This window comes from Colwellia sp. BRX8-4 (genome assembly GCF_014077345.1).
Classification (GTDB): Bacteria; Pseudomonadota; Gammaproteobacteria; order Enterobacterales; family Alteromonadaceae; genus Colwellia_A.
Genome location: NZ_JACGVS010000025.1, coordinates 1 through 24,547 on the forward strand (window position 1 = coordinate 1; position 24,547 = coordinate 24,547).

Sequence of the window (24,547 nt, forward strand, 5' to 3'; positions counted from 1 at the left end):
AAATAAAATAAAAATAATAATAATAATAATAAAAGTAAGGGTCGTTAGTGATATCTATTAATAAAAAGTTGTGGTCGTTTAACTTCGGCTGCCTAATTGCAGGCACGTTTTTTTGGTTAGTCAGTTTTGGAGTCTCTGCTCCTATCTCTGAAGTATTTCATTCTTATCCCCATTTTATACTTAATTATCATGCCGGAGTTGTAACCGCTTTCACCGCATTCTTGTTAACGGGCGCTATTATTTTTATTATGCGCAGCTTGTTCAATGTCTGTGCAAGTGAACATACATTTTGGCTAATGTTACCAAGTTTAGGTTTTATTATTTTAGCGATACTCTTTAGTCAGTCAATATTAATAACCATGCTCTACGCCGCATTCCCAGCATTAATTGTTATCTTAACCAGTGCAATAAAGAGACGGATACCTAAATATAAAACGTTAGCGTAAAGTCCTCAGTTAAGTCTTAGTAGCTGATGTTTATTAATGACTGCTCATATGATGATTTATTTTATTGGTTAACTAATCCTTTAAAAATTATCGAGCTTGCTCTTCAGAGACAGTAAACTAGGCTTTACTGTCCCTATTGTTAATGCGCTTACAAAGCGCATTGACCAAAATATTACTGCGCCGCTGCGTTGACATTTTGATATTAAAAAATACGGGCAAGTCGACAAACAAAACTATTAATGATGCCAGTAGTAAACTCATTTCACTAATCTCTGATAATTACTTGCATGAACTGTCACCTATTCAAAATTTGTATTTGTTATTCGTATTAAAATAATTAATGTTAAATCAGTATTTATGCGTTATCACCGACTGCATAAAGAGCCGCTGCTACCTCTGGTTTAGCTTTTTATATTCATTGTGAAGCTATTGAAAATTTAAAAAACTATATCAATAAGGCGGATATTATTTCTTGTGCTACGCTAAATACACAAGCATTATCTTTTGGTTAATGATTACAAAAATATCAACATTTAGATATGGTTGGAGCCTATAGACCCAAGATGAGAGAAATGGATAATCTGTGCTTAGTGTGCGCATATTTTTTGTCGACAACATGGAAAGTGCCTTACATTAAACTGGCTATTTAGCTATGCTGTTAAAAGCGAAGGCTATACTTGCTGACCGTATTAATACTGATTTATTTTCGATGTCTGATAAACCTTATTTTGTAGAACATAAGGCAGTAGATATTATTATTTAAAAGGTGCTAGTACAGGCACTAGAAGATATAACCGCAGCAAAATTTGTCGCTAGATATGTTAATACATCTAAGTCAAACCTTGCTCGTTAGAGGCGTTTTTTTTATGCTGATTAATAGCTTTATGTCGTTATTTTTATTGACATTAAACAAGATCAATATTTAAATGATGTTATAAAAACTTTTTTAAGTAATACAGATAGTCGTATCTATTTTACTGCTTTTATTGATGGTGTGATAAATGGAAAAATCTGGATCCTTTAATAGTAAGTTAAGCCGTAGAGTACTTATTTACATATTGCTATGTAGTTCGGTATTGTCTATCAGCTCAACTTTTCTGCAATTGTATGTTAACTACAATGAAAGTCTAACGACGTTAAATCAAAGATTTAGCAATGTTGAAACAAGTTATCTTCAATCTATATCCACTAGCTTGTGGGATTTTAACGAGCCGTTAGTACAACAGCAAATTCAAGGTATTGTAAAATTACCTGATATTAGTCATGTGAAAATTGTTACAGGTTTTGGCAAAACTTATCAGTTTGGTGACGAAAATATCTCAGCCGATAAAGTCGTTGAGTACCCGATATTTTATAGCGAAAATGATATTGGTGTGCTTATTGTTACCGCGAGCTATAAAGATATTTATCAACGATTGTGGCAGCAAGCAGGATTTATTTTAACTGCCGAAGTGATCAAGATTTTTATTGTGGCGTTTTTTATTATATTCATTGTTCATTGGCTTATTACTCGTCATATTTATCATATTACTTATTACTCGCAACAAGTTGCGGCTGATGAAATAGATACGCCCTTGGTATTAAGCTCTCGTCCAAAAGCCAAAGACGAACTTGATGAGCTTGCCGAAACGATTAATAACATGCGTACCACTTTAAAAAACGATATCTTAAAGTTAGAAGATGCAGAAAATGCGTTAATTAACCTTAACGGTGAACTTGAAGTAAAAGTGTATGACCGAACGGCTAAATTGGCCTCGAGCAACAACCAATTACAACAATCTTTAGATGACTTAACATTAGCAAAAGATCAACTAGTACAATCAGAGAAAATGGCCTCTTTAGGGCAATTGGTTGCAGGGGTTGCACACGAAGTTAATACGCCATTGGGTATCTGTGTTACATCAATAACGGCATTAAAAGAGAAAGTCTTGGAGTTAAGCCATTCGGTAGAGACTGAAAATCTGACCAAATCACATTTAACTAAAACCTTGAGTCTGTTGATTGAATATCAGAATATTATTGAAAGGAGTTTAAACAAAGCGGTTGAATTAATCAGAGGTTTTAAATCAGTTGCTGTTGAGCAACATACCGACCCAGAGTTGAAAATTAATTTATCCAGACACGTTAATGATGTTGTTAACACGGTAAAAACTCTCTTTAAACGTAAAAAATATGTCATTAATATCGAAGTTGATGAAAAACTTAATTTGCTCACTTATCCGAGTGCATGGAATCAAATTCTAACAAATTTTTTAACCAATTCGCACATTCATGGTTTTGACGAAAGAGAAAGTGGTGAAATCTCAATAAAGTTTGTTGAGGATAATGGCTTTTTAACACTGACCTATAGTGATAATGGCAAAGGATTAGATAGCAGCGTTGTTAATCGTATCTTCGACCCTTTTGTTACAACCAAACGTGGTCAAGGTGGTTCAGGTCTAGGAATGAATATTGTTTATAATTTAGTGGACGCAAAATTAAAAGGCACTATAAAATGCCTAGATACAAAAGTAGGCTGTAGTTTTGAGGTCAGGGTACCGATAAAAGATAAACAAGGTGAACTTGAAGCATAAACCTTATTTTTCTGTTAAAAAAAAAGCCCTTGAGGCTTTTTTTTTATTAATAGCCTGAAATGATTTTTAGGCTATTATGATTAAAGTCGTTGTTTGAGTTTAGTCTATTTTAGATAACTGCTTTAAAGGGATGTCACGAGCGTTACCCATATCATCAACAAATAAAGCGGAAATTAACTGCTGTAATTTATCATTAAAAATAATGGCCAATTCAAAATATCCATTTTTAGTGGTTGTTGTACCCGCGTTAAGTTCTTTTAAGTTATTGTCTGGCTTTAACAAGGGTTTTTCTTTAGCGCCACCTTCATCTATCACTTTAGGAAAAGCAAACATATAAGTAATAGTCTTCAGCTCTTTGCTCATTTGTGTGTGACTTGATTCTGCTGAAGCAGTCGAAAGGGTACAGCACAATCCAATGATGCTGAATATGGCACTTAACGCTACCGTTCTAATTTGTGATTTCATGTTGCGATCCTCGTCTTATAAATTCACATAGCATTGACTACAAAATTTCTGTATCGAAAACAATGTTACTTGTACTATTCTATCTAATTGAAATTGTAACTATATTGTTTACACCCTAACTATAAATTGTTAAGAAATATATAGCCAACGATATAAGTTCAATGGTTAAAAATTTGAGTTTAATGGCTTTTTAGTCTTACTTAACCCAGGTAAATCATCATTAAAAGTGTATTAGTTAGTTAGATAGACAGGCAATTGTGGAGGAAAGTTTCATTGAGCTTAAATAAAAAAGAAATATTAAGATTAATATTTCTTTTTTAGAGGGCGTATTAGACGAGACTAACTGAGTTGCTTCACTTTTAGTCGGTAACTATGTAATAAAGGTTCGGTATAACCATTAACTTGTGTTGTGCCTAAAAATACTAAATCACAAGCCGCTTTAAAAGCGATACTCTTTTCAAAGTTAGTTGCCATTGGTTGATAGTTAACATCATTTTTATTTTGGCTATCAACAGTTTTAGCCATCTTTTTCAAACTAGCTAACACTTGTTGTTCACTACAAACCTCATGCTTCATCCAATTGGCCATATGTTGACTGGAGATACGTAAAGTTGCTCTGTCTTCCATTAAACCGACATTATTAATATCAGGCACTTTTGAACAACCGACACCTTGATCAATCCATCGTACAACGTAGCCTAAAATACCCTGAGCGTTATTATCGAGTTCATCAGAGATCTCCTGCTCACTCCAGTTGGTGTCTTTTGCGAGTGGTATCGTTAAGATATCATCTAAGTTAGCCGGAGTACGTAGCATTAACTTTTTCTGAAGCGCGAAAACATTCTCTCTATGATAATGCAAGGCGTGCAGGGTTGCTGCTGTAGGAGAAGGTACCCAAGCTGTATTTGCCCCTGCTTGTACGTGATTAATTTTAGTAGCTAACATATTCAACATTTGATCAGGAATGGGCCACATGCCCTTACCAATTTGTGCTCTGCCACTAAAGCCACAGGCTAAGCCTACATCAACGTTATTATCTTCATAAGCGCTTATCCAAGGTGTTAACTTGATATCTGCTTTTTTAGCCATAATACCAGCCGCCATTGATGTATGAATTTCATCACCGGTGCGGTCTAAGAAGCCAGTGTTAATAAAGACCACACGAGACTTAGCTTGAGCGATACAAGCCTTTAAATTAACACTTGTACGACGCTCTTCATCCATTATACCCATTTTTATGGTGTTTCTTGTTAACGCTAAAGCATCTTCGACTTGTTCAAATAATGTATTAGCAAAAGCGACCTCTTCTGGACCATGCATTTTTGGCTTAACAATATAAATTGATTTTTCTGCACTATTACAAAATGACTTGGCATCGGCAGTTTGTTGTAAATTAAGGCTAGCGATTAGTGAGGTTACCATGGCATCAATAATACCTTCTGGCACTTCAGAGCCATCAGCTAATAAGATGGCATTGTTCGTCATTAAATGCCCAACATTACGGACAAACATTAAACTACGGCCTTTTAGCGTTAAGTTCGCGCCATCAGTTTGATGATACTGTCTGTCAACCGCCATAGTGCGCTGAATAGTTTTACCATTTTTGACTAAGTCAGTGGTTAAGTTACCTTGCATTAATCCCAACCAGTTTTTATAAGCGACCACTTTATCATCAGCATCAACGGCTGCGACAGAGTCTTCACAATCCATAATGGTGGTTAAAGCCGACTCAAGGGTAATGTCAGAAATACCTGCTTTATCGCTTTTTGCGATAACACTACTTTTATCAAAGTTAATTTCAAAGTGTAAACCATTATGTTCAAACAATAGCGCGGTTGGTGCATCTACTGTGCCTTGATAACCTTTAAAAGCATCGCCATTTGCAAGTTTAACGGTTTCGCCACTTTCAAGTGTAACCGTTAAAAAAGCACCAGATACGTTGTAGTGTTTCGCTTGGACGTGACTACCAGCAGTTAATGGAATACTTTGATCTAAAAATTGTCGGGCAAATTCAATAACCTTTTGACCACGAATGGCATTATAGCCACCAGCGTTTTCAGCCCCATTTTCTGAAGAAATAACGTCGCTACCATAAAGGGCATCATACAAGCTTCCCCAACGAGCATTAACGGCGTTAATGGCAAACCTAGCGTTCATTATTGGTACCACGAGTTGCGGGCCCGCCATTGTTGCTAATTCAGCATCTACATTTTTGGTTGTTATGGCAAAGTCATCAACCTCAGGTACCAGGTAATTGATGTCTTTTAGAAATTTTTTGTATGATGAAAAATCAAAGTTATCGGCAAAGTTATTCTGATGCCAGCCATCTATTTTTGTTTGTAAATCATCACGTGTTGCTAACAAGGCTTTATTAATAGGTGTTAATTTTTCAATGATTGTTGAGAAGTTTTGCCAAAAATCTGTTGGTGAAATTAGGCTATGAGGAAGTACATCCTGTTCAATAAATTGATGTAAACATTGCGCTACTTGGATATTTTGGATCTTTATGTACGGGGTCATCATGTTTCCTCTTGTGCAATCATTTACGCAACTTCTATTTGAATATTTAACTATGGCGTAAATATTTTTATTATAAATGTATTTAACCCTCTTTCTAAAAGAGCATTAAACATAATTAATAACAGTATCTAAGTGCAATGTAGGAGGTATTATTTTTTCATGCAAGAGCTGAAAAAAGTTTCCTAAAGAAATTAGTTGTTATTTTTGTATTTTGATAAGTGATTTTTATTATATCTAAATGATAATTATAGACTATTTAGTTTTTGATTTTATTAAAATCGGTCCAATAACTAATTATTGTTATTAATAATAGCTACCATAAATATTGTGAATGTAAGTTGTTTGATTTGTTTTTTTTGTGAATGTAACTTTTGATAAAGCGCGTCAATCATTTTTCATCAAAAATATTATGGTGCAGCTGTTGCCGAGTATTCATAGTGAGCACTCTATATAGTAAAATCGTTGTGGGCCGTTAGCGTAAAAAAAGTACCAAAGTATTAATAATCATTGGACTAAAGATGGCAGTGATAACCGCTGAAATAATCAAAGCCAAAGAACTGTAGGCGGCATGCTCATAACTCACTTTGCTAATTGTTGCGGTTCCCAATGCATGGCTCGCCGCGCCAATAGCTAAGCCTTGTGCTTTAGGTGAGGTGACCTTAATTAAAGATAGCCAAGGAGGACCTAATAAAGCGCCAAACAATCCGGCTAAAATTATCGCAAACGCAGTGATGGAATTACTGCCATTGAGTTGTTCCGTTAATGCTATGCCAATCGGTGTTGTTACTGATTTCAAAGAAAGCGATACGGCAATATCGTATTGATTAATGGTCAATAAAGTGATGATAAAACTTATCGATATGGCGATAAATACCCCAACCAATAGCAGTACCATTATATGTCGCCATTGTTTTTTAATCGTTTGAAGATGCTGGTATAACGGGAAACCCAAAGCCACAACAGCAGGCTCTAAGAGTTTATTTAATGAGGCGGTGGCTTGGTAATATTGTTCAAAAGGAATGTTAAATATTAGCAAAAATGGGATCAGCGTTAGAATCGACAACAGCATTGGATTTAACCAGGCTTTTTTTAATTTTTGTTGTAACTTGGCATAAGCATGATAAACCGCAAGCGTAAGCAGTATAAAAAATAAGGCAGCGCTTATCATTGATAAAAGGGGTTGGCTTATCACTTGTTTTGCTCGCTAGTTGCGGTTAATTGCTGTCGATTAAGTTGTCGCTGATAAACAAGTCCAACAAAGGTGAGTAATAAAAAGGTCGTAAAAAATATGATGGCAATTAAGGTGAAACCATGCGCTTTAATTAATTCGAAATGATTAATGATGCCAACACCCGCAGGGACAAAACAAACCGCCATATTAGCCAACGCCCACTCAATACAAGGTTGAATACGCTTGGCATTAAGTATCTTAAAATGCAGTAGCATGGTGAATATCATCATGCCATATAAACTCGCAGGTAAGATCGGCAGGAAAGTCTCAATCACTTTTCCTGCTAACAAACAAATGCCTACCGAGAATATACTGTAGATTATATGACTAAACATGGCGTAATATTACCCTTGTGCTGCCGCTTCAATAACCAGTTGTCTAAACCAAATATGGCTAGCATCATGATGTAATAACGGGCTCCAAATCATTTTTAATTCTATATCAGGAATGTCAAAAGGGGGATCAACAATGGTATATTTGTTATCATCTTTGTGTAATAAAGCCGCTTTTGTCGGTAAAGTGGCGATTAAGCCATCTTCATGAGCGAGTTGCATGGCAACATGATAATTACGGGTAAATACCTTTATATCTCTTTGCTTGCCTAAACGTGCTAACGCTTCATCTACCCAACCCAATTTTTGTACGTCTTTGGGATCCATACCAACCCCAACCCCAAAGCCAGTTTTTGACACCCAAACATGCTTTGATGACAGATAAGTATCTAAATTGAATTCAGCTACATAAGGGCTATTAGCACTTAACAAACATGAGAATGAATCACGCCAGATGGTTTTCTGATGAAATGACTGTGGTAATTCATCAAAGCGGTTAATCGCCATATCAATTTTGCCAGCTTCAACATCGTGAAAAGTTACGTCACTTGGCGTCATAATATCAATGGTCACATTCGGCGCAATTTCATTTATTTTTCTTAATAAACTTGGCAGTAACGTTGAAGCCGCGTAATCACTTGCCATAATGCGGAAAACACGTTGGCTGTGCTTTTCATTAAACTCTTCTTCACCCTGCAACGCTTCTTCAAGTTCTAATAAGATTTTTCTGATCACCGGTGCTAAAGCGCGCGAGCGTTCGGTTGGTACCATGCCATCAGATGTTCTTACTAATATCGGATCATTAAATAAGTTTCTTAGTCTTTTTAAACCGTTACTCATTGCCGGTTGGGTAATATTAAGCTGGCTTGCTGAACGAGTAACATTTTTTTCTCTTAATAAAACATCAAGGTAAATAAGAAGATTTAAATCGATTTTAGCAATATTCATAGTTTTTATGACCAACAGAAATAATATAACTAATGTATATGTCATGTGCAGAAAAATAAATCAAGAAGTTTTCATTGTCTAATAAAAATATTAATAAGCTTTTAAAGCGGTAATACTGAGGTTTATGCTTATTACCTATTGAAAAATAAGTACAATTATTATTTGTGAGTTTGGTATTTATCTTGTGAATGGTAGTGATTGATATTATATATTTTAAGAATACTCTCAGGATGTTCTAGACTTTGTCTTGTTCGGTGTGTTTGCTTTAATTTTTACTTTTTATTTTAAGTGTTGAAGCGAACAAGACCTTTTAAAAATATTATCAGACTCTTGGAGAGTACTATGTCTAATTATCAAAATGCAATAGAAGCGGTTAAAGCGATTAAAGCAAATGCAGGTACCTCTTGGGATACTATTAATCCTGAGTCAATAGCTCGTATGAGAGCACAGAATAAATTCAAAACTGGTTTAGATATCGCTCAGTATACTGCCGACATCATGCGTCGCGATATGGATGCTTACGATGCTGATAGCTCTAAGTATACTCAGTCTTTAGGTTGCTGGCACGGTTTTGTTGGCCAACAAAAAATGATTTCTATTAAGAAACATTTTGGTGGCAAAACAGACCGTCGTTACTTATACCTTTCAGGTTGGATGGTTGCAGCACTTCGTTCAGAATTAGGTCCTCTTCCTGACCAATCAATGCACGAGAAAACATCTGTCGCTGCTTTAGTTAAAGAACTTTATACTTTTCTTCGTCAAGCCGATGCACGTGAACTCGGTGGTCTTTTTCGCGACCTAGACGCAGCAAGTGCCGCTGATAAAGCCGCTATTCAAGATAAAATTGATAACCATGTTACTCACGTTGTACCAATTATTGCTGACATCGATGCTGGTTTTGGTAATGCAGAAGCAACTTACCTTATGGCTAAGCAAATGATTGAAGCAGGCGCTTGTGCTCTTCAAATCGAAAACCAGGTTGCCGATGAAAAGCAATGTGGCCATCAAGATGGTAAAGTAACGGTTCCTCATGCAGATTTTCATTCAAAAATTCGTGCTTTACGTCATGCATTCCTTGAACTAGGTATCGACAACGGTATCATCGTTTCACGCACTGACTCTGAAGGTGCTGGCCTGACTAAAGAAATCGCGGTTGTTAAAACGCCAGGCGATCAAGGTGATATCTATAACTCTTTCTTAGATGTTGAAGAGATTGACGTAGCTGACATGGCTGAAGGCGATGTATGCTTTAACCGTGACGGTAAACTTGTTCGTCCTAAACGTTTACCTTCTGGTTTATACCAATTCCGTCAAGGTACTGGTGAAGAGCGTTGTGTTTTTGACAGCATAGAAGCAATTAAAGCGGGTGCTGATTTGTTATGGATAGAAACAGCGACACCTAACGTTGCCGATATCACAGCCATGATGGATGAAGTTCGTAAAGAAATTCCAAATGCTAAACTTGTTTACAACAACAGCCCATCGTTCAACTGGACATTAAACTTCCGCCAGCAAGCGTTTGACGCTATGGTTGCTGCGGGTGAAGATGTATCTAACTATGTACGTGCTGATTTAATGAATGTTGATTACGATACGACTGAGTTAGCTGCATCAGCAGATGACAAAATCCGTAGCTTCCAAGCTGAGACTTCACGTAAAGCTGGTATCTTCCATCACTTAATCACGCTTCCTACTTACCATACAACAGCATTGTCTGTAGATAACCTAGCTAAAGAATACTTTGGCGACGCGGCGATGCTTGGTTATGTTGAAGGTGTACAACGTAAAGAAATTCGTCAAGGTATTGCCTGTGTTAAACATCAAAACATGTCAGGCTCTGACATGGGTGATGATCACAAAGAATACTTTGCTGGTGAGAACGCGCTTAAAGCCGGTGGCGAGAACAACACCTCTAACCAGTTCTAATCACGATTAAAAACAGTTTTCTCTAGAAGTAAAAACCGAATAGCATTAAATGTTATTCGGTTTTTTTATGTACAGGATGTACGGTATGTCGTGGTGCCATGGATGGCAATGAACGACGAATGTATACGACTGCATGGATGCAGGAGGTAGAGCGAAGCATGGATGCCCGAGCCGAGGATGTACGGTATGTCGTGGTGCCATGGGTGGCAATGAACGACGAATGTATACGACTGCATGGATGCAGAAGGTAGAGCGAAGCATGGATGCCCGAGCCGAGGATGTACGGTATGTCGTGGTGCCATGGATGGCAATGAACGACGAATGTATACGACTGCATGGATGCAGGAGGTAGAGCGAAGCATGGATGCCCGAGCGGAGGATGTACGGTATGTCGTGGTGCCATGGATGGCAATGAACGACGAATGGTCAGCGTTTGTCTTGCGCACTTATCGTCATACTGAATTTATTTCAGTATCTAAGTCACGATATCTTAAGGTCGTCATACTGAATTTATTTCAGTATCTGTTCTTGTAGTTGCAGTAAAAGGTACTAAAGCCGTCATGCTATAAATCATCGGTCCTTGCTTAAAATAATACTGCTAAATGTCATTTATAAACAATCACTTAAAAATAAATGCAGCTTTATTAAAATAAACTGTAATAAAAAGTCTAAGGCTGAGACTATATGTTCGATATTTTAAAAGGAATAAAATAATGAAAATAAAATGGCAAAGCCTTTTAGCATTAAGTTTACTGAGTTTTAGCTCACTACTTTTAGCTGAAGACAATAATACACAAAATAATAATAAAGAAGTTTTAAGCTTAGAAAACTGCCACCTAAAGGGCATTAAGTCGCAAGTTCAGTGTGGCACATTACAAGTACCAGAAAATTATAGTTTACCTGAAGGTGAAAAAATAAGCGTTAATTTTGCGGTGCTGCCGGCTATTGATAGTAGTCAAAATAAAACGCCTTTAATGTTTTTAGCGGGTGGGCCAGGTCAAGCATCCGTTGAACTAGCTGCGCATATATTTAGTACTTTTGGTGAAATTAAAAAGTCGCATGACATTATTTTAGTGGATCAACGGGGTACGGGGAAATCACATCCTTTATCGTGTGATGAAAATGAAGTAAGAAACGCTTATGAAATTATTCCAGAAGACTTTTCTCCACAAGAAATCAAAGACTGTATCGCACAATTCAAAGGCGACTTAAGTCAATATAATTCAGAAAATGCTATTCGTGATTTTGATGCAGTACGCGTTGCACTCGGCCATGAAAAAATTAATATTTATGGTGGTTCTTACGGCACACGTGCGGCTTTGGTTTATATGCGCCTTTTTCCTGATGCACTTAACAGTGTCGTACTAGACAGTGTTGGTCCCATTGAAGTGCCTATTGGTACTTTTGGTCAAAGTTCCGCGCGTTCATTTAATTTATTACTCGAAAACTGCCAGCAAGATGAAAGTTGTAACAGCGCTTACCCTTCATTAAAAGATGACTTTACAGCGGTTATTGCTCGACTAGAACAAGCACCGGTAAATCTTAAAATAGCGCATCCCCGTTTAGGTACAAAGACTGACTTCGTGTTAAGTCGTAGCAAGTTTATTAGTAATTTACGCATGCAATTATACTCTATGCAAACACGTACTTTAGTGCCCTTGGTTATACATCAAGCTTTTTTAGGTAACTATCAACCCATGATTGGTTTAATTGCCATGTCAGAAGGGGGAATGGGTATGTATGTGGGGTTAACGTTAAATATTGTCTGTAATGAAGACTTTCCTAAAATTACTACTGAAATGTTTGCTGGCGATGCCAACAATACTTTTGGTGGCAACGATAGCCATAGTGCTTGGCTACAAGCCTGTCCGTTATGGCCTAAATATTCGGTTAGCGATGATTTCTATCAAAGTGTTACGGCTAATATCCCAACACTTATTTTATCAGGAAATTTAGATCCAGTAACACCGCCGAGTAACGGTGATGAATCTGCCAAAACCTTACCTAATAATCACCACATTGTTTCTAAAAACAGTGCACATATTGTTGCTTCAACGCCTTGCGGCATTGAAATTGTTAATGAATTTCTAACAACACTCAATCCGAATGATTTAGATGAATCGTGTTTAACTGAGTTAAAAAGTGAAACATTTATGACGCATTTAAACGGCAACCTATAAGGATATAATTATTATGATTGAAGTTAACAATTTACATAAAAGCTTTATCGATAAAAAAAACACGGTAAAAGCCCTAGATGGTTTGTCGTTTACTGCGAAAAATGGTGAGATCACCGGTATTCTAGGTCCAAATGGTGCGGGTAAAACGACTTGTTTACGTACTCTCTATGGTTTGCTAAAAGCTGATGAAGGTTCGGTATTAGTCGATGGTATTAATGTTTTAGAAGACCCTTTAGCCGTTAGGCAACGATTAGGTATCTTCCCGGATAAATTTGGTTTGTACGAACGTTTAACGGCCTATGAACAAGTGGACTACTTCGCCAGTCTTCATGGTATGCAAGGAGCGAAGAAAAAAGCGGCAATAGCGCAAATATTTAAAGATTTAGAAATGGAAGAATTAGCGCATCGTAAAACGGTCGGCTTCTCGCAAGGGCAACGGATGAAAGTCACTTTAGCTCAGGCTTTAGTGCATCAGCCGAAAAACTTTGTTCTTGATGAACCTACTCGCGGACTCGATGTTATGAGCACACGAGTTTTGCGCAATCACTTAGCCAAATTTAAAGAGAAAGGTCATTGTATTTTATTTTCATCACATGTCATGCAAGAAGTTGCTGCCTTATGTGATCGGGTAATTATTGTTTCTAATGGCAAATTAGCCGCACAAGGCACGCCACAAGAGTTATGTGATTTAGCGGGTGAAAAATTATTAGAAGATGCCTTTGTTAAATTAATTGGCTCAGATGAAGGAGTTGCCGCATGATCCAGTTTAAAGCATTATTAATTAAAGAATTAAGAGAAGCCTTTCGTGATAAACGTGCCTTGATGGTCGCGTTAAGTATGGGCTTATTCGCGCCAATAATGATTATGGTAATATCGAAAACCATGATCAAAGAAATCGTTGATAACCCCCCTATTTATGTGCAATTTACCGGCGCTGAATTTGCACCCAAATTGATTGAGAAGTTTGCCGTCAATAATATTTTACAATTTGCCGATGTACCTGAAGAAGAAAAGTACGCATGGCAAGAACGTAATATTGAAGTAGATATACCAAAAGATTTTGCTGAAAAAATGTTAGCGGGTCAGGCTATAGACGTTGTTTTACGTGCGGATTTTGGTAAAAAAGCCTCTAGTGCACCGATCCGAAGAGTCAAAGAAGTGGTACGAGAATACTCACTTGCTATCGGTTATAAGCGTTTACTGGTCAGGGGAGTTGATATTAATTTATTACAACCTATTGTTCTGCAAGAACAAGATACAGCACTTCCAACCAGCAATGCAGTGATGGTCTCGATGTTTTTAGGTATCTATTTATTGATGGGCGCTTTTGTTTCAGGGCTATCAATTGCCATTGACTCGAGTGCGGGTGAGCGGGAACGTAATGTTTTAGAGATGCTACTATGTCAGCCGGTCAGTACCCTTAAAATAGTGTTGGCAAAAATGACTTGTGCCAGTTCTATTTCAGTATTGTCTATTGTTATCATGTTGGTATTAACCACCGTTTCTGTTGGCTTTATTGATCTCACTAAAATAGGGGCAACCTTTAGTTTAAATGCCTTTAGTATTGCGGCCTTATTACTACTACTTATTCCACTATGTTTTTTTGCAACGGCTTTACAATTATTCTTTTCGTTTCAAGCGAAAAGTTTTAAAGAAGCGCAGTCAACCGTCTCTATGCTAATTATGCTTCCTGCTATGGTACCGTTTGCCATTATGATGATTGATGATAAGCCTGAATGGGTGAATTGGTTACCTATTTCAGGACAATCAATGTTGATGGAAGATGTTTTTAAGGGCTTACCTGTCGATTGGACTGTGCTTGCAAGTACCACCGCAATTACGGTGGGGATGACCGTGGCATTAGTGCTGGCACTCGCACAAAAATTAAAATCAGAAAAAGTGGTGATGTCATTAAGTTAATCTTTATGACAATACGCTGAGTTGGTATTAAGATGGATAACTCGATAGAATTAACATTACAGCAACAAGACCGCTTTCAAACGGCGTATCAACATATATTGAGTTATTCTTTGAAACGTACTGCAAATTATCAGCAAACATTCACCCAATGGATGACAGAGTATGAAAAATTACTCCGTCATATCATTACCGGATTTGAAGCAAAACCGTCAATTCAAGATGAGCTTTTTCAAGAAATAGCCCTCAATCTTTGGCGGGCACTACCTAGCTTTAGAAATGACTGTACGGTAAAAACTTTTGTCGCTCGTATTGCTCATAATGTTTTAGCTACGCATGTTGCCAAAGCAGTAAAAAGTGTCAAGGTAGAGCAAAGTATTGATGATATTTGCCAAGAGACAGAGCAAGATAAAATTCAACCTACACCCCATCAGAGCTTAGAAAAACAACGTAGACAACAACGTTTAGCTCAATCTATTAGGCAACTTAAACTTGAACAACAGCAAGTGATCACCTTAGCGCTCGAAGGTATGAGTTATCAAGAAATTGCCGATATTTTAGTGATATCCGTTAATCTTGTTGGTGTGCGTTTACAACGCGCAAAAATCGCTTTGAGTAAGTTAATGGAGGCGGTATGAACGAAGAAGATTCCCTGTTACATAAAAAAAGTAAAGTGATTTTATCTACTCAAAGTCAAGCTGAGGCGATACTTGATGTTGCAACTTTACCCAAGAATAAAGCGACTAAACCACTCGATAGTTCGGTAATTGATGAACAATGGGCGCAGATGAGCCAAGACTGGCAAAGCCAACCTATTATTAAAACCGATATTAACCGTTTACTTAAACAAACAAAGCAAAGAACTGTGTGGGCTAAATCTTTATTAGTCATAGATATTATGGCTACGTTGGCTATGTTGTTTGTAGCTAGCTATATGTGGCTCAGTGGCTCGAAAGATCAAGCAACCATTATTTACTTAGGTGGTGGCGGCATTCTTTCCATTATTTTTGTAATATTTGCCATTAAAGCTCGTTTATCGGCATGGAAAATAAATTGTGGCAGTCCTGATAAAGCAATTGAACATGCCATTCTCGGTTGTCAGTCGTCTATTAGCTACATCAAGTTAATAAAGTTCTCTTGTCTCATTATTGGGCCCTTTGCCAATTGGTATGTTTTTGCTGTCACCGAGCAATTAGAAAAATCGCCCATTGTTGGTCTAGCTATTTTGAATATATTTCTGGTGAGTATTTGGCTTGTCAGTCAGTCTTTTTATATAAAAAGGCAAAAAGAGCTAAAACAACTAAATGATATTTTAATAAAATAAATATTGGTTATGTCTTAATAAAATAGATTATATTTTGTTTTTCTGCTTTATTTCTGTTTTAAATTTCTTGTTATTGCTTTTTTTCTTCGTTATATTCTATTTGCTGTTAACGTTGATCAAAGCTGTAAAAGTTTTTATCGATAATAACAGCAACACTCTTGGCATATTAGATTACTAAATGAGCTAAAGCTTGTACCTTTATCCGTGTACAACTGAGCTGATTTCAGGCAATATACGCCGCATAAATTTTGCTATCCATTAGACAATTGTCTGTAACAGCTAAGGCTGAATAATTGAGGAAAAACCATGTTTACACGTGATATGAATATTGCTGATTTTGACCCGGAACTTTATCAAGCGATGAGCAATGAGAAAGTTCGCCAAGAAGAGCACATCGAACTTATTGCTTCAGAAAATTACTGTAGCCCGCGTGTTCTTGAAGCACAAGGTTCTCAATTAACTAATAAATATGCTGAAGGTTACCCAGGCAAACGTTACTACGGTGGTTGTGAATTCGTAGATATCGCTGAGCAATTAGCCATAGACCGTGCAAAAGAATTATTTGGCGCAACTTACGCGAACGTGCAACCTCATGCTGGTTCTCAAGCTAATGCTGCAGTTTTTCAAGCGCTTGTTACTCCAGGTGGTAAAGTGTTAGGAATGAGTTTAGCGCACGGTGGTCATTTAACGCATGGTTCTCATGTTAGTTTTTCTGGCAAGTCTTACGAAGCATTTCAATACGGTCTTCACCCAGAAACAGGTGACATAGATTACGAAGAAATGGAACGTTTAGCACAAGAACATAAACCAGAAATGATCATTGGTGGTTTTTCTGCTTTCTCTGGTGTTGTTGATTGGGCACGTATGCGTAAAATCGCAGACGGTGTTGGCGCATACTTTTTCGTTGATATGGCTCATGTTGCTGGTTTAATTGCCGCCGGTTTATATCCAAACCCAGTGCCACATGCGCATGTTGTTACTACAACTACTCATAAAACATTAGCCGGTCCTCGTGGCGGTTTAATTATTTCGGGTTGTGATGATGAAGCTATCTATAAAAAATTAAACTCTGCTGTTTTCCCAGGTGGCCAAGGTGGCCCATTAATGCACATTATTGCAGCTAAAGCGGTTGCATTTAAAGAAGCATTAGAACCTGAGTTTAAAGTTTATCAACAGAATGTTTTAGACAATGCTAAAGCTATGGTTGCTGTTCTTCAGGAACGCGGTTACAAAGTTGTTTCTAACGGCACTGAAAACCACTTATTGTTACTTGACTTAATTGATAAAGATATTACAGGTAAAGATGCTGATGCTGCATTAGGCCGTGCCCATATTACGGTAAATAAAAACTCAGTACCTAACGACCCACGTTCTCCGTTTGTAACTTCTGGTTTACGTTTAGGTACTCCGGCTATTACGCGTCGTGGTTTTGGCGTTGTTGAAACTCAAGCATTAACGGGTTGGATTTGTGATATTTTAGACGATATCAACAATGAACAGACGGTTACTGATGTTAAAGCCAGTGTTAAAGAACTTTGTTCACGCTTCCCTGTATACGCGTAAATTAAGCTAACGACTTTAGTGTCTTAAGCGATATAGCTGTGGCGCTTAAAGTCTAATGGGAAAAGCTATAAATAAGTTAATGTAACAATAGCTTAATTAGACTAAAATGGCCGCATTAGCGGCCATTATTGTTTCTGTCAATTAAACAGAGCTATGTGTCGAAAGTACCGAGTCCATTAAGATAAAAATATACTTATTGGGATTGGTATAACCTTTTTTGGAGCTTTCCATGTATTGTCCTTTTTGTAGAGCCTTAGATACCAAAGTCATTGACTCTCGTTTGGTCTCTGACGGTCATCAAGTTCGCCGTCGCCGCGAATGTCTAGCCTGTCATGAGCGCTACACTACCTTTGAAACTGCTGAGTTAGTTATGCCACGTATTATTAAAAATGATGGTTCACGTGAGCCTTTCAATGAAGATAAAATGCGTAATGGTTTAGTGCGAGCACTCGAAAAACGTCCGGTGAGTGTCGAGCAAGTCGAACTATCGATTAATAAAGTCAAATCAAAGCTACGTGCCACTGGTGAGCGAGAAGTATCGAGTGAGTTGCTTGGTAATATCATCATGGAACAATTAAAAGAATTAGATAAAGTCGCTTATGTGCGTTTTGCCTCGGTTTATCGCTCTTTTGAAGATATTCGCGAATTTAGTGAAGAAATTGCGCGCTTAGGTAATGAAAAATAGATGAAAGAATTTTCAGCCGAAGATTACCGTTTTATGCAACGGGCTATAATGCTTGCCAAACAAGGACATTATACCACCTCGCCTAATCCGCGCGTTGGTTGTGTTTTGGTAAAAGATGGTAAAATTGTCGGAGAAGGTTTTCATCAAAAAGCGGGTGAAGGCCATGCTGAAGTTAACGCGTTAGCAATGGCGGGTAAAAATGCGCAAGGTGCAACCGCTTATGTAACACTTGAGCCGTGTAGTCATTATGGGTTAACGCCACCCTGTGCTAAAGGACTTATTCTTGCCGGTATTAAACATGTCATAGCGGCGATGGTTGATCCAAATCCTAAAGTTGCTGGTAATGGTTTAAAAATGTTAGCACAAGCGGAAATATCTTCGCAACACGGTTTATTGAGACAAGCGGCTGAAGATTTAAATGTTGGTTTTATCAAACAAATGACCACAGGTTTGCCCTACGTCCGTTGTAAATTAGCGGCGAGTTTAGATGGAAAAACCGCGATGAAAAATGGTGAAAGTAAATGGATTACTTCGCCTCAAGCTCGACAAGATGTTCAGCGTTTACGCGCACAAAGTTGTGCGATTATCAGTGGTGCTGACAGTATATTAACCGATAATGCAAAAATGACGGTACGTTGGTCTGAGCTAGGGGAATTAAAAGATAGTTATCAAGAGGAAGACGTTAGGCAACCGATAAGAGTGATTATAGATACAAAAAATCGCTTAACGCCTAACTTAGCTTTATTTAATGAGCACAGCCCAATAATTTTAATTCGTCGTACCATTGAAAACATTCATCAATGGCCTCATTTTGTAAAGCAGGTGGTTTTACCTGTAGTCAATACATTAGCTAATGAACAACAGATTGACTTACATGCATTACTTCAATATTTAGCTAAGCTAAATTTAAATGATGTACTCATTGAGTCAGGTGCTCGATTAGCGGGTGCTTTTATTGAACAAAATTTAGTCGATGAATTGATTTTATATCAAGCCCCTAAATTGATGGGTGCAGACAGTAAAAGCTTAGTGAATATGACAAGCATTGAAAGCTTGAGCCAAGCAAAAGAACTAAATATAATTGATTTACGTATGATCGGCAAAGATATCCGTATTATTGCTAAACTTTTACCGTAAAATTTTAGTATGGTGTTGAGTTTTACTTGACCTAAAAATGACTTAAAGAGTGATTATGTTCACAGGAATAATTGAAGCAGTTGGTAGCATTCAAGCGATAAACATTACTGGACAGGGTGCAAGAATTGTTATTTCCACCGGTTTATTAGATATGAGTGATGTTAAATTAGGTGATTCAATAGCGACCAATGGCATTTGTTTAACCGTTGTCGCTTTTGACTCATCAACTTATAGTGCCGATGTTTCTAATGAAACCTTACAGCGTACTGGCTTTGTTGATTATCAAACAGGGCAGGCTGTTAATTTAGAAAAAGCCATGTTACCCACCACTCGTTTTGGCGGACATATGGTGTCTGGCCATGTCGATGCTGTGGTTGTAATAACCTCGATTGAACATAATGGTAATAGCCTAGAATACTGGCTTGAAATGCCAAGTGATTTAGCGCCATACATTGCCGAAAAAGGCTCTATCACAATTGACGGCACGAGCTTAACAGTTAACAGTGTCACCGATGATAAATTTCGTCTAACGATCGTTCCTCACACTAACGCGCAAACCATTATTGCTCAATATAAAGCGGGCACTAAAGTCAATTTAGAAGTTGACTTAATCGCCCGTTATATCGAAAGGCTATTAACAAAAAAAGCCGCTAGCACGGCCGAGCACCATAGTTCTGGTGTGACTCATGAACTATTAGCACGTAACGGTTTTATGAAGTAAACAAACAAGGTAGCGTTTGTATATCAAGCGCACTATTGTATTCCTCAAAATTATGAAAAAAAATTAAATAAAAGAGATGATCATGAATTTAAATACCCCACAAGAAATTATTGACGATATTGCTCAAGGTAAAATGGTCATTTTGATGGACGATGAAGACAGAGAAAATGAAGGTGACTTCATTATGGCTGCTGAAAAAGTAACCCCCGAAGCCATTAATTTTATGGCGACTCACGGTCGTGGTTTAATTTGTATGCCGATGACGGTTGAAAAATGCCAGCAGCTCAAGTTACCTTTGATGGTTGAAAAAAATGACGCTCAATTTAGCACTAATTTTACTGTGTCAATTGAGGCCGCTCAAGGAGTAACTACCGGGATTTCTGCTGGCGATCGTGCAACGACTGTATTAGCTGCTGTTGCCAAAGATGCTAATCATTTAAGTATTGTTCAGCCGGGGCATATTTTTCCATTAATAGCCAAAGATGGAGGTGTATTAAATCGCGCAGGCCATACGGAAGCTGGAACCGATTTAGCGCGTTTAGCGGGTTTAGAGCCTGCCGCCGTTATTGTTGAAATACTCAATGAAGACGGTACTATGGCGCGCCGCCCAGACTTAGAAATTATTGCTGAAAAGCATGATTTAAAGATGGGCACCATTGCCGACTTAATTGAATATAGAAATGCTAATGAGACCACTATTGAACGTGTCTCTCAATGTAAGTTACCAACAGCCTTTGGAGAATTCGATTTAACAGTATTTAAAGACACCATTGATGGACAGGCGCACTTTGCCCTAACTAAAGGTGAGATTAAAGCTGACGAACCAACACTAGTTCGTGTTCATCTAGAAAATACCTTTAGAGATTTATTATTTAGCCAACGTGAGAGTGTTGCTCAATGGCCAATGGCTAATGCTTTAGAAAAAATTGCCAAAGAAGGCGGTGTTTTAGTACTTTTAGGTAAGCATGAATCTACTGCGGAGTTAATTTCTCAAGTTGAAAAGTATGCAAAAATTGATGCGGGTGAAGTTGTTAATGAAATAAAGCGTCATGTTGGCTCTCGTAACGTTGGCGTAGGCTCACAAATCCTTTCTAACTTAGGTGTTAGTAAGATGCGCTTGTTAAGTTCACAAACTAAGTATCATTCGTTATCAGGATTTGGTCTTGAAGTTGTTGAATATATAGCGGAATAATTAACGTTAGTCCGAGTTTGTTCATCTATAGAAATATTTTTATAGATGAACATTTAAGCTTGTGATTACGTTAAAATTGATAGCGATAACTCACTGATATTTCTCTGCCTTTTCCTGGTACTTCACCGTTAAATACTCTTGGGTCGAAGACAACATAATCTTTATCCAGTAAATTTTGCGCAATTAATGAAAGTTGCTGTTTTTTATCAAGCTCATAAGTGACTTTACCTGAAATTAAAAAATACTGTTTTTGTATAAAACGGACATCATTAATTGGAGGTAGTGTTACTTCATCTCGCCAAATACCATTAACATTGAATTTCCATTGTCCTGACTTATAGCTTAAATTGGCGCTACCAAAGTGTTTAAAACTCTCGTTAATGGGGTCATCAAAGAGATGGGTGTAATTGAGTGAAAAACGTAATTTTGGCGTTAATTCAACACTGGCACTGCTTTCCAAACCACTAATTTCCATATCAACATGGTTAACAAAAGTAAATTGTGCGTCGCCATCGTCAGGAACCTTATTTATAAAGTCTCGTAAATCATTATGAAAAAAGACCAGTTCACTGGAAAAATCATTATGTTGATATATCCAAACGAGCTCTGTTGTTTTGACAAACTCTGAGGATAAATTAGGGTTGCCGTTAGTCACACTGTCATTTGAATAAAGTTCGTTGTTTACCGGAGTACGAAATGACTCACCATATTGCAGTTTTAAGCTATGGTTTTTATTGGCTTGCCAAACGGCTGCGGCACGCGGTGACAGTTTATGATCAATATCTATCACATTGTCATACCTAGCCCCTAAAAATAAACTAATATTATTGGCGACTTGCCACTTGAGTTGACTGTAAATTCCATGCATTTCTTGGGCTTGGTTTAACGCTTTTGTTTCAGGCATCACAGCGATAGCGACAATTTTGTCGAGATAGTTTTCATCACTAACGATAATCCGCTCTTGCTGATAATCATAGTAAGTGACGGCGTTACCCGATTGAAATTGATTAGCGCGGCGATATTCAACCCCAGAATTGAGATGAATACGTGGATTAACTATCCAACTGTGATCTAGGTTTACATCGCTTGATTGAGTGCGCCAAAAGGGCCCCACCAAAAAATCATTTTCGATAAGGCCAGACTCTTTTGCTAAGGCCATCCCAGCAGACTTGATTTCAAAGAGGCTATAAGACGCCTTAATCTCTAGTTGATGCTTGTCATTGTGCCATATCTTACTTTTACCCGATATTGAAAAGCTTTCACTGGTGTGGATATTATCGACAGAATAGCCACCAAGATTAATAAATTCATCGAGTTCATTTTCGCTGTAGCGGATGTTAAGTTTATTATTTTTATAGTGTGCACCGAGTTCTAAATAGGTATTACTATAGGGGTCTTTAACTTGGCGATTCAATGGTGAGGTATATTGATGGCCATTAGACTTCTCAATCGAAATATTACTGTGTAAACGTAAGTTTTTAGAGAGCGACTTTTGCCAGCTAGAGGAAAGTTGCTGATAACCTTTTTCACCTATACTTACTTTAAGCTGCTTAACTGATTGTTGAGTAATTATATTTAACACACCTAAAAAAGCATTGCTGCCATAAAGCGCTGAGCCAGGACCTCGAATAACTTCAATACGTTCAATAATATCAATGGGAATATAGGGGGTATAAACGGAAGCTTTACCAAAGGAAACTTCATTAAGTCGTTCGCCATTGAGCATAACAAGAATATAACCATTGTCTAAATAAACGCCACGTGCATGTTCTTTCGGGACTGCTCCCACCCAATCACCACGAGTCATTTGAAAGCCAGGAACAAAATTCATCACATCATAGGCATTTTTCACCCCTAATGATTCAATATCAGTGCGTTCAAAGACCGTGATTGTTGAAGGTACTGTTAGAACAGTTTCTTCAGTTTTTGTCGCTAAACTAATACGTACTTGCATTAGTTCTTTTATGCTGAGATCAAAGATGTCTTTTTCAACGACAGCAGCAAAACTACTATTAAGGGGTACAATGAAAAGACAGCTAATAATCCAAACGAAAATTTTCATATAAATTAAAAAATTAATAGCTTTGTCATTAAATTAGTTGGTTCTCCCGTGCAATGCAAGCGAAAAGCGACATCACTTCAGCCACCGGCTAACTTTAGAAGTGAAAGTCGAGATTAAAGGCTAAATTTACTGTGTTTTCAAAGTAAGCTAAAAGTTATATGGCTTTAGCCAATGGCTAGTTTTAGAAGCGATAGTAGAGATTAAAGCCTAAATTTAATAACATTGCCTGTTCTATTTTAAGACTGTCAATCGCAAAGGTAACTGAAAGCCAGTCATTTTTATATTGGATTTCTGGGGCGGTATTTTCAATATCAAATGAAATCCGTGTTGATGAATTTTCGTGTGCGATATCGAATCCTAAATAATAAAAATTTTGCTCGCCCTGTCTTTTATAACGCGCTAGATAACTTATTTGCTCGCTGTGATGATAAAAACCGATAAAGCTTAATTGTTTAGGTAACTTAAACTGATGTTTGCTGGTTGTTTCTTTACCACGATAAACAGGTAAGTAGGCGACCCCGCCAACACTATTAATAAAAGTACCATCGGTATCTATGTTGCCCGCACTAAAGCCAGATTCGTCAACGGTAAAATGGTTATAGATATCTTTTAAGTCAGCGTTAATAGATAAGTATTGGTTTAGCTGCCAACGTAAATGAATATCAATCGTTATACCTGTGCCATCGGCATCCCAATCGTTACTGTTGCGGCGCTTTAAAAAATTATTGGCAGTATAAAACTCATCTAATTGTGCAATGGCAGATATATTGCCATTAAGATCACTAGCAAGGGTACCCGTTAAGTTAGACTCCCTCGTGACATTTAAGTCCCAATAACCGAGACGTATTTCACTACTAAAGTTTTCAAATTCATATTTATAGCCGATACGTAAACCATTACTACGCTGATGGAATAACTTTAATGCGATATGATATTTTTCTTGTGTGTCGAGTGCTAAATCGTTTTTGTCTAAATAGAATACTTTTGCTGTATCGGGATTTGAATAAACAAAATAATCATAGCGTTGTGCAACACTCAATGACAAGTGCTGCCAATAACTGCTCATACCCACTTCATTTTGTGTAAAACCGTCACTGGCATTTTTTTCTGGTGATTGTCGCCAGTTGTCAGTAATCAGTTGCTTAACGGGTAAAATATTACTAAATGATTGGCTTGTGGTAAATACTTCAATTTTTGTTGAAGCTTGAGAAAAAGTGGATAAAAATATCAATAGTAATAAAAATAAATAATTAACGTTCATTAACTTCCTTAAGTTCTAGCCGTGTTTTCCATGATATTTATTGTAGTTAAACAAAGTTTAAGTT

The 24,547-nt window shown here is 37.4% G+C and carries 20 protein-coding genes; 13 read left to right on the forward strand and 7 right to left on the reverse strand.

Going from position 1 to position 24,547, the window contains the following annotated elements:
• The first annotated feature begins 47 nt into the window (after window positions 1-47).
• Window positions 48-446 (forward strand): hypothetical protein, encoded by a 399-nt coding sequence (locus tag H4J56_RS16715; RefSeq protein WP_182222783.1) that lies wholly within the window; start codon window positions 48-50, stop codon window positions 444-446.
• Window positions 447-1,447: 1,001 nt separating this feature from the next.
• Window positions 1,448-3,019 (forward strand): ATP-binding protein, encoded by a 1,572-nt coding sequence (locus tag H4J56_RS16720; protein WP_182244820.1) that lies wholly within the window; start codon window positions 1,448-1,450, stop codon window positions 3,017-3,019.
• A gap of 99 nt (window positions 3,020-3,118) precedes the next feature.
• Here H4J56_RS16720 and H4J56_RS16725 read toward each other — a convergent pair whose 3' ends face one another.
• The 5 genes from H4J56_RS16725 to H4J56_RS16745 form a co-directional block, all read right to left on the reverse strand.
• A complete protein-coding gene (locus tag H4J56_RS16725; protein WP_182259628.1) occupies window positions 3,119-3,484 on the reverse strand; it encodes a hypothetical protein in 366 nt (121 codons plus the stop codon).
• A 339-nt stretch (window positions 3,485-3,823) separates the two neighbouring features.
• On the reverse strand, window positions 3,824-6,004 hold the full coding sequence (locus H4J56_RS16730) for a malate synthase G (protein WP_182259629.1): 2,181 nt from the start codon (window positions 6,002-6,004) through the stop codon (window positions 3,824-3,826).
• A gap of 472 nt (window positions 6,005-6,476) precedes the next feature.
• Window positions 6,477-7,196 carry an LrgB family protein gene (locus tag H4J56_RS16735; protein WP_083278021.1) on the reverse strand — a complete coding sequence of 240 codons (720 nt, stop codon included), beginning with the start codon at window positions 7,194-7,196 and terminating at the stop codon, window positions 6,477-6,479.
• Entirely contained in the window at window positions 7,193-7,570 is a 378-nt protein-coding gene (locus H4J56_RS16740) for a CidA/LrgA family protein (protein WP_182259630.1), read from the reverse strand. The genes H4J56_RS16735 and H4J56_RS16740 overlap by 4 nt, the downstream gene beginning before the upstream one ends.
• Before the next feature lie 9 nt (window positions 7,571-7,579).
• On the reverse strand, window positions 7,580-8,515 hold the full coding sequence (locus tag H4J56_RS16745) for a LysR family transcriptional regulator (RefSeq protein WP_146795953.1): 936 nt from the start codon (window positions 8,513-8,515) through the stop codon (window positions 7,580-7,582).
• Between the two features lie 342 nt (window positions 8,516-8,857).
• Between H4J56_RS16745 and H4J56_RS16750 the strand changes: the two genes are divergently transcribed.
• From H4J56_RS16750 to ribBA, 11 genes are all read left to right on the forward strand, one after another.
• Window positions 8,858-10,441: an isocitrate lyase gene (locus H4J56_RS16750; RefSeq protein WP_182202968.1), complete on the forward strand. Its 1,584-nt coding sequence runs from the start codon at window positions 8,858-8,860 to the stop codon at window positions 10,439-10,441.
• Window positions 10,442-11,154: 713 nt separating this feature from the next.
• Window positions 11,155-12,621: an alpha/beta fold hydrolase gene (locus H4J56_RS16755; RefSeq protein WP_182251702.1), complete on the forward strand. Its 1,467-nt coding sequence runs from the start codon at window positions 11,155-11,157 to the stop codon at window positions 12,619-12,621.
• Between the two features lie 13 nt (window positions 12,622-12,634).
• The gene (locus H4J56_RS16760) at window positions 12,635-13,381 is read left to right on the forward strand and encodes an ATP-binding cassette domain-containing protein (protein ID WP_182216697.1); all 747 of its coding nucleotides are present in this window, start codon (window positions 12,635-12,637) and stop codon (window positions 13,379-13,381) included.
• The gene (locus H4J56_RS16765; protein ID WP_070375855.1) at window positions 13,378-14,541 is read left to right on the forward strand and encodes an ABC transporter permease; all 1,164 of its coding nucleotides are present in this window, start codon (window positions 13,378-13,380) and stop codon (window positions 14,539-14,541) included. Before H4J56_RS16760 ends, H4J56_RS16765 begins: the two co-directional genes overlap by 4 nt.
• 32 nt (window positions 14,542-14,573) lie before the next feature.
• Window positions 14,574-15,176, forward strand: a complete 603-nt coding sequence (locus H4J56_RS16770) for an RNA polymerase sigma factor (RefSeq protein ID WP_182243780.1) — start codon at window positions 14,574-14,576, stop codon at window positions 15,174-15,176.
• Window positions 15,173-15,862: a hypothetical protein gene (locus H4J56_RS16775; protein ID WP_182243779.1), complete on the forward strand. Its 690-nt coding sequence runs from the start codon at window positions 15,173-15,175 to the stop codon at window positions 15,860-15,862. Before H4J56_RS16770 ends, H4J56_RS16775 begins: the two co-directional genes overlap by 4 nt.
• 306 nt (window positions 15,863-16,168) lie before the next feature.
• Window positions 16,169-17,425, forward strand: a complete 1,257-nt coding sequence (glyA, locus tag H4J56_RS16780; RefSeq protein WP_070375858.1) for a serine hydroxymethyltransferase — start codon at window positions 16,169-16,171, stop codon at window positions 17,423-17,425.
• A gap of 229 nt (window positions 17,426-17,654) precedes the next feature.
• On the forward strand, window positions 17,655-18,110 hold the full coding sequence (gene nrdR, locus H4J56_RS16785; protein WP_070375859.1) for a transcriptional regulator NrdR: 456 nt from the start codon (window positions 17,655-17,657) through the stop codon (window positions 18,108-18,110).
• Window positions 18,111-19,247 (forward strand): bifunctional diaminohydroxyphosphoribosylaminopyrimidine deaminase/5-amino-6-(5-phosphoribosylamino)uracil reductase RibD, encoded by a 1,137-nt coding sequence (gene ribD / locus H4J56_RS16790; protein ID WP_182222787.1) that lies wholly within the window; start codon window positions 18,111-18,113, stop codon window positions 19,245-19,247.
• Between the two features lie 55 nt (window positions 19,248-19,302).
• Window positions 19,303-19,968: a riboflavin synthase gene (locus H4J56_RS16795; protein ID WP_182222788.1), complete on the forward strand. Its 666-nt coding sequence runs from the start codon at window positions 19,303-19,305 to the stop codon at window positions 19,966-19,968.
• An 82-nt stretch (window positions 19,969-20,050) separates the two neighbouring features.
• Complete coding sequence (gene ribBA, locus H4J56_RS16800) at window positions 20,051-21,160, forward strand: bifunctional 3,4-dihydroxy-2-butanone-4-phosphate synthase/GTP cyclohydrolase II (protein ID WP_070375862.1); 1,110 nt, start codon at window positions 20,051-20,053, stop codon at window positions 21,158-21,160.
• A 70-nt stretch (window positions 21,161-21,230) separates the two neighbouring features.
• On the opposite strand, the gene H4J56_RS16805 is transcribed toward ribBA, so the two are convergent.
• On the reverse strand, window positions 21,231-23,222 hold the full coding sequence (locus H4J56_RS16805; protein ID WP_182259631.1) for a TonB-dependent siderophore receptor: 1,992 nt from the start codon (window positions 23,220-23,222) through the stop codon (window positions 21,231-21,233).
• Window positions 23,223-23,403: 181 nt separating this feature from the next.
• Window positions 23,404-24,483: a hypothetical protein gene (locus H4J56_RS16810; protein ID WP_182222790.1), complete on the reverse strand. Its 1,080-nt coding sequence runs from the start codon at window positions 24,481-24,483 to the stop codon at window positions 23,404-23,406.
• Window positions 24,484-24,547 lie beyond the last annotated feature (64 nt).

What these genes read in the sequence shown, in the direction of transcription:
- H4J56_RS16720 (WP_182244820.1), top strand. Translation starts at nt 1,448, where the DNA reads ATGGAAAAATCTGGATCCTTTAATAGTAAGTTAAGCCGTAGAGTACTT.
- H4J56_RS16725 (WP_182259628.1), bottom strand. Translation starts at nt 3,484, where the DNA reads ATGAAATCACAAATTAGAACGGTAGCGTTAAGTGCCATATTCAGCATC.
- H4J56_RS16730 (WP_182259629.1), bottom strand. Translation starts at nt 6,004, where the DNA reads ATGACCCCGTACATAAAGATCCAAAATATCCAAGTAGCGCAATGTTTA.
- H4J56_RS16740 (WP_182259630.1), bottom strand. Translation starts at nt 7,570, where the DNA reads ATGTTTAGTCATATAATCTACAGTATATTCTCGGTAGGCATTTGTTTG.
- H4J56_RS16745 (WP_146795953.1), bottom strand. Translation starts at nt 8,515, where the DNA reads ATGAATATTGCTAAAATCGATTTAAATCTTCTTATTTACCTTGATGTT.
- H4J56_RS16750 (WP_182202968.1), top strand. Translation starts at nt 8,858, where the DNA reads ATGTCTAATTATCAAAATGCAATAGAAGCGGTTAAAGCGATTAAAGCA.
- H4J56_RS16755 (WP_182251702.1), top strand. Translation starts at nt 11,155, where the DNA reads ATGAAAATAAAATGGCAAAGCCTTTTAGCATTAAGTTTACTGAGTTTT.
- H4J56_RS16760 (WP_182216697.1), top strand. Translation starts at nt 12,635, where the DNA reads ATGATTGAAGTTAACAATTTACATAAAAGCTTTATCGATAAAAAAAAC.
- H4J56_RS16765 (WP_070375855.1), top strand. Translation starts at nt 13,378, where the DNA reads ATGATCCAGTTTAAAGCATTATTAATTAAAGAATTAAGAGAAGCCTTT.
- H4J56_RS16770 (WP_182243780.1), top strand. Translation starts at nt 14,574, where the DNA reads ATGGATAACTCGATAGAATTAACATTACAGCAACAAGACCGCTTTCAA.
- H4J56_RS16775 (WP_182243779.1), top strand. Translation starts at nt 15,173, where the DNA reads ATGAACGAAGAAGATTCCCTGTTACATAAAAAAAGTAAAGTGATTTTA.
- glyA (WP_070375858.1), top strand. Translation starts at nt 16,169, where the DNA reads ATGTTTACACGTGATATGAATATTGCTGATTTTGACCCGGAACTTTAT.
- nrdR (WP_070375859.1), top strand. Translation starts at nt 17,655, where the DNA reads ATGTATTGTCCTTTTTGTAGAGCCTTAGATACCAAAGTCATTGACTCT.
- ribD (WP_182222787.1), top strand. Translation starts at nt 18,111, where the DNA reads ATGAAAGAATTTTCAGCCGAAGATTACCGTTTTATGCAACGGGCTATA.
- H4J56_RS16795 (WP_182222788.1), top strand. Translation starts at nt 19,303, where the DNA reads ATGTTCACAGGAATAATTGAAGCAGTTGGTAGCATTCAAGCGATAAAC.
- ribBA (WP_070375862.1), top strand. Translation starts at nt 20,051, where the DNA reads ATGAATTTAAATACCCCACAAGAAATTATTGACGATATTGCTCAAGGT.
- H4J56_RS16805 (WP_182259631.1), bottom strand. Translation starts at nt 23,222, where the DNA reads ATGAAAATTTTCGTTTGGATTATTAGCTGTCTTTTCATTGTACCCCTT.
- H4J56_RS16810 (WP_182222790.1), bottom strand. Translation starts at nt 24,483, where the DNA reads ATGAACGTTAATTATTTATTTTTATTACTATTGATATTTTTATCCACT.